The following is a 6,923-nucleotide window of genomic DNA, read 5'->3' as shown; positions in this document are numbered from 1 at the left end:
TGAAAAACCCCGCAGAGTGATCTCTGCGGGGTTTTTTGCTTTGGGTGACCATTTTTTATGTGCCGGCCATAATCAAGTTGCCGATGATCCACTGATGAGACCGCGTGGGCAGTGGGGCTGGCTAAATGCCAGCACCACACATGCCCACCCTACGATCGCGTATAAGCTCGGTCAGTTCCAGCCAAACCTGCTCGAAGTCTGGCTCACAGCCAGACGCTACTCTCCGTCTGAAGTAAATCGCGTGCATGAGATATCGTCGGGTTGTGGCTGATCGCGGGCGTTTGCAAACGAGCTTTCTGGGCAAATGGCAGCCCATTGGTATCGCTCAGTGTGCGAGCTCGTCGCTATCAGGACGAATAGCAGGTTTTGTCAGGCGCCCTGATGAGTCTTCATGGCGCGCACATCGTCGAGCCCGATGATCTTCCCGTGCTGCAGATCGGCTTCATTCAAATTCGATGCATCGGAAACCAGACACAGCCGCCGATCAAAAATCTCGTTGTATCGATAGACCAGGTAAGGCATATCCTTCCCCGACTTCTTCTTGAAGTGTGCGTTGAAATCGGAAATGAACTCCGGCGTCAGGGGATCCCTGTTCAAGGCAGGTTTCCAGTCCTTGGCATTGGCTTGATCGAGGGCTTCACGCAGTGCCTGCAGTTGCAATGGACTTTCCTTTTCGGCCTGGGTGAACGCACGGCGTACCTTGCTGGTGCATTTCCATCCACAGAACAGGGCGACAAGGAGGGCGATCCTGACGGTGAAGTATTCGTAGCTGACTTGTCGGTAGGACGCGTTGAAAAACTGAACGTGGAAAAGCACGATGCACAACAGGACGGCCGCGATCATCCATGCTACTGCCGCTCCCCGTTTCAGGCCGCGAGTTTCCTGTAACCGCGTCCTTTCGAGTTTGCTGCGCTTTTCTTCAATCAACGAGGCCAGGCTTTTTGTATCCGTTATCTTCCCAGGGCCTAGTTGCCGGAGCAGTCGCGACAGCTGGCTTGGAACATAGTTGGACGCGCCGTATATTCCTGCCACCCCGCCTGCCACACCAGCTGTCGATGCGCCAGTTTGCAATGTGGCATCCATCTCACGTAGGAAATTCGCATGGGACTCCATCCCTTGCCGCACGAGCTCGGTGCTGTATTTTTGCGCGGCTGTGAACTGGCTATCGGAAGGGGAAATGCCCATTCCGGGCGCATCGAATGGCGACGTGCCAAAAGGTAGCTGATCTGGATCGTAATAGCTCATCAAGGTTCCTCAAGGTTTCATTGAGCAGCAAGGGCTTTCGCCAATTCTGTCTTGTTGCGTACGCCAAGTTTCGTGTAGACCGCATGTAGCTGGTTGCGCACTGTCGACAAGGACACGCCGCATTCGCGTGCAATTTCCTTGTACACCGCGCCGGCAACTGCCATCGCGGCGACGCGCTGCTCGGCGGGGCTCAGGCTGGGGGCGGTGCGGCGCGTCAGCCGCAGGAGCAGCAGCCTGTTCGACATGGAGGCAAACACGCTCAGCCTGCCGATCTCGAGGTGACGGCTGGCCTGCAGTGCAGCAGTCAAAGGCTTGGGCAGGTGGGGAGGATTCCAGTCGGGCCATTCGGCGGACAGCAAGGCCAGCGCCGCCGGACTTGCGCTCAACAGCACGCCGTCCGGCGCCGCCACGATGCACGCAGGTCCTGTTTCGCCAGTATGCAGGCGGCGGTTGATGCTGTTTGCCAGCAGCAGGTGCGGCAGGACCTGGTGCGCGCTGCCGATCAGGTCGGCCATTTTCGTACCGCGCTTCATCTTGCCGGTCCATACCGTCACCCCATCCGTCGGCGTGCCGACCGGGACGCCGGGAATCAGCGTGAACGCATTCCAGACATCGTAGCGCCGGACATAGCGTCCGAGATCCGCATTGTCGCGCGCGTGCAGCAGGGTAGGGGTGTGCACGGTCTGGCCGGCATGCGCGAGGCTGTTGCTGATGGCCGGGTCCGAGCCGGACAGGATCGTGCGTTCGAGCAGCCGTTCCGCCGGCACCGCATGACGGTGCAGCGTATGGATCGTAACGTAGCCGCGGGCATCGTAGGTACCCTGGCCAAACATGCCGGAGTGAATGGGCAGTACATTGCGCACGATGCCGAATCCCAGCTCGCCGAATTCCGCGAGGGACAGGTCTCTCGCACCGGAATAGAGATCGAACAGCATGCGTTCGATCATTGTGCTGTTTCTCCGGAGGTTACAGGCTCAAAATGATGCGCGCGCATTGGGCTGGTCGAATATTGTTTGAGCAATTATATCGTTGATGTTCAAGCAACTCTATTTTCTTGCCCAGCAATATGCTGTTTTTACAACCGGCCCGTTGGCTGCCATCCGGGAAAAACAGCGGTGTGAACCCACCGTTTTTCCTCGACCCGGTGTGCGGACATGCACCCTGGTTCCTCGTTCAGTTCTTCGCGCGCTTGACGACGATATTCGCTGCTGGCGTGGATTGCGGATTGCCGTACAGCGTAGCCAGCACGTCGAAATATGCCAATGTCCACGAGTTGGCCGGCGCGTCGCCAAAGCTGGCGAAATGGTTGGCAAGGCCCAATGCATGGCCAAATTCATGCGTGACGATGTCTTGGGTGACATTGCACTGGCCATTCCCGAGATTCACATAGACCGGCCCGGACGCAATGTTGTTGCCCGCATCGGGCACGATCATGCTCCCGATATTCGGTCCCGTGGCGACATTGGCGCAATAGCCGGCGTAATCGGTCGATCCCTGGGGCACATACGAAGTGAGGTAGCTGACCTGAATGAAGTTTCCGCTTGCAGGACGGGTCCCAGTGAGATCGAGCACCAGCAAGCCGCTCAGTTTTGCATTGATCAGGTTGACGCTGGTCGTGACCTTGTTCGCGTAATCCTGCTCCGTTGCGTTTCCGGTTGCCGGGGCCGGAAGATAAACGGCAACGTGCTGGTCCGGCGTAGCGGGCCAGCGCCAGGTACCTTCCGGGCGGCCATTTGCACCGGGAATGAAATCGATATTGCTGGACTTGAGATAGGCGACGATCTGCGCGTCGGGCGCCAGCACATTCGTGATCGGTGCAGGATTACCAGCCGAAACATTTCCTCCACCATTTGCAGAATTCGAGTCACTGCCGCCGCCGCAGGCCGACATCAGGAATGCAAGGCCGAGAATGCCGATCGCCTGCCCTGGATAGCGCAATGCTGTTTTCGATGTTGTCATGATGAGCGAGTATTGTTGATGTTAAGTAATCACAAAAGTATGCGGCGGAAATCAGCGCACTTCCATAGAACGTATGTTCTATTGCTAAAAAAAGACAGCCGCTTGGCGACGGCCTTGTATGGCGCACCAAGAATCGCGAAATAACATTGCTTTTATTGCGCAAAATGCCGTGTTCGTTACCTGCGATTTTTTATCTTTCCGCCCCCGGAACTTCGCTCCTGCCGATTGTCTTACGACGTAAGACCGTGCTTCCAGTTTGATATCGATTGGAAAGGCGTGCCCCCGATAAAGGGCGCAATTGCATTGCAGGCGACGAGGGGAAGAACATGAAAACGAAGACATCCAAAGCTGCAACATCCATGCCGGACGGTAACGGAGCAGGTGACGCCGGGCCCGCTTCCAGCGTGTCCGATGTAGACGGCGCCATCGGCAATATGATGCCGAACGATGGTAACGTCGACCTGGCGCCCGAGGAACGCGGCATGCCGGGCATCGCCAGGCGCGAACCCACGGGAGACATGCCGTCCGGCGCGATGGGAGCGAAAAGGGGCGGGCGCGGCAGCGAATACGAGATGCCCACCGGCAGCATGGGCAATGGCAGTGCCGGACTCGAGCGTGCCGGCGGAAAAGGCGACGCTGGCGATTTTAGCGGCGGCGGCGGCGGTTTTGGCGGAGGAGGAGGGGGAGGCGACAGCGGCCAGCCGCAGGTGCGCAAGTGCGGCACCATGGACGTGCACAGGCGTCTGCTGTCGAACAACCCGGAATACGCGCGCCGCCGCGACGACATCGAAATCGAAACGGCGCTGCTGGAGAGCGGGGTGTCCGGCATCCAGCGTACGGGCATTACCCGCATCCCGGCGGTCGTGCATGTGGTCTGGAACACGCCGGCGCAAAACATCTCCGACGCGCAAATCGCCAGCCAGATCGACGTGCTGAACCGCGACTTCCGCCGCACCAATCCGGACGTCGGCACGACGCCCGCACCCTTCCTGCCACTGGCGGCGGATTCGCGCGTCGAGTTCTTCCTGGCGACGACCGACCCATCCGGCGCGCCGACCTCGGGCATCGAACGGCGCCAGACCTCGCTTGCTTCGTTTAACGACAACGACGCCGTCAAGTCGACGGCCAGCGGCGGCCTGAATGCCTGGCCCGCGGCGAACTACCTGAACATATGGGTCTGCCAGCTGGGCGGCGGCCTGCTCGGCTACGCGCAATTTCCCGGTGGCCCAGACGCCACCGACGGCGTCGTCATCCTGCACTCCGCCTTCGGTACCAACGGCACGGCGGCCGCGCCTTTCAACCTGGGGCGCACGACCACTCACGAAATCGGCCACTGGCTCAACCTGAACCACATCTGGGGCGACGACGGCACCGGCTGCAGCGGCACCGACAACGTGGCCGACACCCCGAACCAGGGCGGCGCCAACGTCGGCGTACCGAGCTTCCCGCGCGTCTCTTGCAGCAATGGGCCGAACGGCGACATGTTCATGAACTACATGGATTACGTCGACGACCGTGCGATGGTGATGTTCTCGGCGGGCCAGGTCGCGCGCATGCAGGCTTGCCTGGACGGCGTGCGCAGTGCGATCGGCAGCAGCGCGGGCGCCATTCGCCCCAGCTCGTCGCCGGCTGTCGCTTGGGGACCGAACCGGCTCGATGCGTTCGTGATCGGTACCGACCGCGCCATGTACCACAAGTGGTGGAACGGCTCCGCGTGGGGCCCGTCGGTCACCGGCTACGAAAAGATGGGCGGCGCCTGCACCAGCGTGCCGCAGGCCGTGGCCTGGGGCCCGAACCGGCTGGACGTGTTCGTGACCGGCACCGACAGCGCCCTCTACCACAAGTGGTGGAACGGTTCCGCGTGGGGACCGTCGCTGACCGGCTACGAATTCATGGGCGGTGTGTGCGTCGACGATCCGCGCATCGTCAGCTGGGGACCGAACCGGCTCGACGTCTTCGTCCTCGGGACCAATCGTGCCTTGTTCCACAAGTGGTACAACGGCGCCTGGGGCCCGTCGCTGACGAGCTACGAGAACCTGGGCGGCGTGTGCGTCGGCCAGCCCGAAATCGTTGCCTGGGGGCCGGACCGCCTCGACATCTTCGTGGTCGGCACCGACCGCGCGCTGTATCACAAGTGGTGGAACGGCAGTGCCTGGGGGCCGTCGATCACCGGCTACGAAAACCTGGGCGGCGTCTGTACCTCGCCGCCGAAAGTCGTTTCCTGGGGAGCGAACCGCCTCGACGTATTCGTTACCGGCACCGACGGCGCGCTGTATCACAAGTGGTGGGATGGCTCGGCCTGGGGGCCCTCGGTCAAGGGCTTCGAACGTCTCGGCGGCGTCTGCGTCGACAGGCCGGAGGCCGTCGCCTGGGGACCGAACCGTCTCGACGTGTTCGTCATCGGCTCCGACAGCGCGCTGTACCACAAATGGTGGAACGGCTCGGCCTGGGGGCCGTCGGTCACGGGCTACGAAAAGATGGGCGGCACCTGCACCTCGCAGCCGCGCGTGGTCGCCTGGGGACCGAAGCGTCTCGACGTCTTCGTCACCGGTACCGACAGCGCCCTGTATCACAAGTGGTGGAACGGCGCGGCCTGGGGACCCTCGCTGACCGGGTACGAATTCATGGGCGGCGTCATCACCGCATTCCGCAGTGACGAGGAGTGTGAAGAGAAAGCCGACATGCCGATGACGCTGCAGCCCGCCGGAACGCCGATGCTGGGAGCAGGCGCATGATGGGCGATCTGCAACCAGATGGGCTCAGCGGAACCTGGGCCCACTCCTTCGAGGAGGACGAGGGCGACGTGCAAGTCTATCGCCCTCACGATACCTTTCCGTTTCCGCCCAGCCGGCAGGGCAGGGAAACCCTGGACTTCCGGGGCGCCGGCCAGGTGGTGAGCGGCATGCCGGGGGCGGACGACCGGCAAGTACGTAGCACCGCCGGCGTCACCGCGCTGGGGATGAATCGCTTTCGTCTCGGCGACGCGCGGGTGATCGAGGTGCTCGAAGCGGGTCCTGACGTATTGAGGATCAAGCCGGGCTGAAGGGACGAATCCGTGCAGGAGGGCCGCCAGTGCAAGCTGGTGCCCTCGCATTCGTACGGACTGGGCATGCACTTGCCTCCGACGAGATCCCCCCGATTACCGGAACCGCCGGTTAGGCAAGTGCCGCCCAGTTCTGGGATGTGAGGCGCACACAGGCATGGTGATGGTTGACCTTCGTACGACCGCGAAAAGACCTGGACAGTTCCGTTGTTCGTATCGAAAGACGTTAGATTTCCAAATAGATTGCTGTCGGTAAAAGATCGGTTGTCATAAAGGCGAAAAAAGAGCCTTGCGACCTGGATGGCACTTTGCTATAGTCTCGTTCCCCAACGCAACGCCAGTGCAAACCGGCAGATGCGAAAGGGAAAAGAAAAAAAGAAGTTGACGACGCAAACGAAACACTGCATAATCTCGCTTCTCTGCTGCTGACAAACAAAACGATTTGTCGAGGCGCAGCAAGTAGTATCGAATAAGTTCTTTAACAATTAACTGTCGATAAGTGTGGGCGTTTGATGATGGTGCCAGCTGACTAGTTCAGCTGATTACTTAAATTATCAAATGTTCACACAAAAGAAATACGTTGCTCAGCAATGAGTAACGGTCAGTATTTTGAGTGAGCGACCCCGTTAGCAATAACGGGTGACACGCAAGTGTCAACAAACAGAGATTAAACTGA

6 protein-coding genes are annotated in these 6,923 nt (G+C 60.2%); 3 read left to right on the top strand and 3 right to left on the bottom strand.

The features are described 5' to 3' along the window. The coding region (locus tag QWL29_RS26100; RefSeq protein ID WP_305825776.1) for a hypothetical protein at nt 1–271 on the top strand (271 nt) is incomplete at its 5' end. A gap of 98 nt (nt 272–369) precedes the next feature. On the opposite strand, the gene QWL29_RS26095 is transcribed toward QWL29_RS26100, so the two are convergent. The 3 genes from QWL29_RS26095 to QWL29_RS26085 form a co-directional block, all read right to left on the bottom strand. Next, the gene (locus tag QWL29_RS26095; protein ID WP_305825775.1) at nt 370–1,245 is read right to left on the bottom strand and encodes a hypothetical protein; all 876 of its coding nucleotides are present in this window, start codon (nt 1,243–1,245) and stop codon (nt 370–372) included. A 17-nt stretch (nt 1,246–1,262) separates the two neighbouring features. Further along, a complete protein-coding gene (locus tag QWL29_RS26090; RefSeq protein WP_305825774.1) occupies nt 1,263–2,192 on the bottom strand; it encodes a helix-turn-helix transcriptional regulator in 930 nt (309 codons plus the stop codon). Nucleotides 2,193–2,418: 226 nt separating this feature from the next. After that, nucleotides 2,419–3,204, bottom strand: coding sequence for a hypothetical protein (locus tag QWL29_RS26085; protein WP_305825773.1), 786 nt, complete (start codon nt 3,202–3,204; stop codon nt 2,419–2,421). A gap of 326 nt (nt 3,205–3,530) precedes the next feature. On the opposite strand from QWL29_RS26085, the gene QWL29_RS26080 reads away from it, so the two are divergent. Further along, a complete protein-coding gene (locus tag QWL29_RS26080) occupies nt 3,531–5,939 on the top strand; it encodes a DUF8189 domain-containing protein (protein WP_305825772.1) in 2,409 nt (802 codons plus the stop codon). After that, nucleotides 5,936–6,247: a hypothetical protein gene (locus tag QWL29_RS26075; protein WP_305825771.1), complete on the top strand. Its 312-nt coding sequence runs from the start codon at nt 5,936–5,938 to the stop codon at nt 6,245–6,247. The genes QWL29_RS26080 and QWL29_RS26075 overlap by 4 nt, the downstream gene beginning before the upstream one ends. Nucleotides 6,248–6,923 lie beyond the last annotated feature (676 nt).

Source organism: Massilia brevitalea, from assembly GCF_030711405.1.
GTDB classification, from domain to species: Bacteria; Pseudomonadota; Gammaproteobacteria; order Burkholderiales; family Burkholderiaceae_D; genus Telluria; species Telluria brevitalea.
The sequence above is the reverse complement of the archived record's forward strand: the minus strand, read 5'-3'. Positions and strand labels throughout refer to the sequence as shown.

Excerpts from the sequence above, each read along its gene's own strand:
- QWL29_RS26075 (WP_305825771.1), top strand. The coding sequence starts at position 5,936 with ATGATGGGCGATCTGCAACCAGATGGGCTCAGCGGAACCTGGGCCCAC.
- QWL29_RS26080 (WP_305825772.1), top strand. The coding sequence starts at position 3,531 with ATGAAAACGAAGACATCCAAAGCTGCAACATCCATGCCGGACGGTAAC.
- QWL29_RS26085 (WP_305825773.1), bottom strand. The coding sequence starts at position 3,204 with ATGACAACATCGAAAACAGCATTGCGCTATCCAGGGCAGGCGATCGGC.
- QWL29_RS26095 (WP_305825775.1), bottom strand. The coding sequence starts at position 1,245 with ATGAGCTATTACGATCCAGATCAGCTACCTTTTGGCACGTCGCCATTC.
- QWL29_RS26090 (WP_305825774.1), bottom strand. The coding sequence starts at position 2,192 with ATGATCGAACGCATGCTGTTCGATCTCTATTCCGGTGCGAGAGACCTG.